2 protein-coding genes and 1 pseudogene are annotated in these 1,552 nt (G+C 62.2%); all 3 read right to left on the reverse strand.

Annotation, left to right across the window (positions count from 1 at the left end; genetic code table 11):
* Window positions 1–99 (reverse strand): annotated as a pseudogene (locus tag L6990_RS11770) (IS481 family transposase); the annotation flags it as partial.
* Window positions 99–1,274 (reverse strand): chloramphenicol efflux MFS transporter Cmx, encoded by a 1,176-nt coding sequence (gene cmx / locus L6990_RS11775; protein WP_005297378.1) that lies wholly within the window; start codon window positions 1,272–1,274, stop codon window positions 99–101. The pseudogene L6990_RS11770 and the gene cmx, both read right to left, overlap by 1 nt.
* Window positions 1,275–1,295: 21 nt before the next feature.
* A complete protein-coding gene (locus L6990_RS12040; RefSeq protein ID WP_011113070.1) occupies window positions 1,296–1,349 on the reverse strand; it encodes a chloramphenicol resistance leader peptide in 54 nt (17 codons plus the stop codon).
* Window positions 1,350–1,552: the final 203 nt, after the last annotated feature.

Raw genomic sequence — 1,552 nt, forward strand, 5'->3', positions numbered from 1 at the left:
CATCTTTGCGGCGATCGTGGCCGGATAGCCGTCTTCGACAATCAGCCGAGCTAACCGGAGACGGGCACGAGGAGTGAGAAGAGCGTTCGGATGGGTCATCAATTGGCCTCCGCCGCGGTCTTCGTAAGCGCGCGTCTGGTGAGAAGCATGATGACGAGAGCGATCGCTGTCAGCACCGAAGCGACCCAAACCGGCGCGAGCAGCCCCAGCCCGGTCGCGAGCCCGAGCGCACCAAGCACGGGCCCCGCTGCAGCTCCGATATTCAATGCTGCGGTTGCGTACGAACCGCCCATCGTTGGCGCACCCGATGCTGCATACAGCACACGCGTGATCAGAGTACTGCCGACGCCGAACGACAGGAATCCCTGAACGAGGACGAGGACGATAAGCGCAACGGGATGAGATGCGACCACTGCCAACACGATCCAGCCTGTCAGCAATAGCGGTCCGCCGACTGCGAGCACGAGGCCAGGTCGTTGATCTGATAGTCGTCCTGCGATCGTGACGCCAAGGAACGATCCGATGCCGAACATCACCAGCGCGACGGACACCCACGCTTCGGCCAAGCCCGCGGTCTCGGTCACGATGGGTGCCAGGAAGGTGAATGCCGCAAAGGTCCCTCCGTTGATCAGCGCTCCGAGTGCCATGGCCAGGATGAGCCGCGGCGTCGCCAACTGGCTGAGCTCGACACGGAGCCTTGGTGAGGTCGCGCTAGTCTCGCTCCGACCAACATTGTTCGTGACGCCACGAATGACTCCAACGGCCGCGGGAATACAGAGGATGGCGATCGCCCAGAACGTCGTTCGCCAGCCCAGCGCTGTGCCGAGCAGTGCCCCGGCGGGGACGCCCACGACGGTTGCGATCGTCGTGCCGGAGAGCAGGATCGACAGTGCACGCCCCTTCTGGTTCGCTGGCACGAGGGTAGTGGCCGTGCTCAGTGCTACGGCGAGGAATCCTGCGTTTGCGAGAGCGCTGAGCACCCGGGTGATGAGCAGGAGAGAGAACACTGGTGTCATCGCTCCGATGACGTGGCTTCCCGCGAACACGAGAAGGCAAACGATCAATGTGAGCCGCGGTGGCCAACGGCGAGCGAATGCCGCCATCACTGGCGCGCCGACGACCATACCGACTGCGAATGCGGAGGTCAGCAGGCCCGCAGTGCCGACCGAGACGTCAAGTTCGGTCGCGATCGCGGGGAGCAATCCCGCGAGCATGAATTCTGAAGTGCCCATGACGAAGACCGCCAGGGCAAGCATGTAGAGGGCAAAAGGCATCGAGTACTCCGAGGTGTGAGATCAAGAAATGGTTCTTCTTGTCACCACGGCCAGCGCCCCGGGTACGCCAGACATACGCCCACACAGATCGTGGGCGTCGTAACTAGTGGTTCAAGGGGCTGGCGGTGTGACCGACAACCCCTGACCTGTCTGATTCGGGACTCGACATGCCCCAAACTCTAACATGCCTTCAATGGCAAGCGGTCTGGACAGATACTTCTTGAATCGGCACGGTGTCATTACGGGCGGGGGCCAGAACAACGTCCCTGGACATCACA

The sequence above is a fragment of the Rothia endophytica genome, assembly GCF_928381505.1.
Classification (GTDB): domain Bacteria; phylum Actinomycetota; class Actinomycetes; order Actinomycetales; family Micrococcaceae; genus Rothia; species Rothia endophytica_A.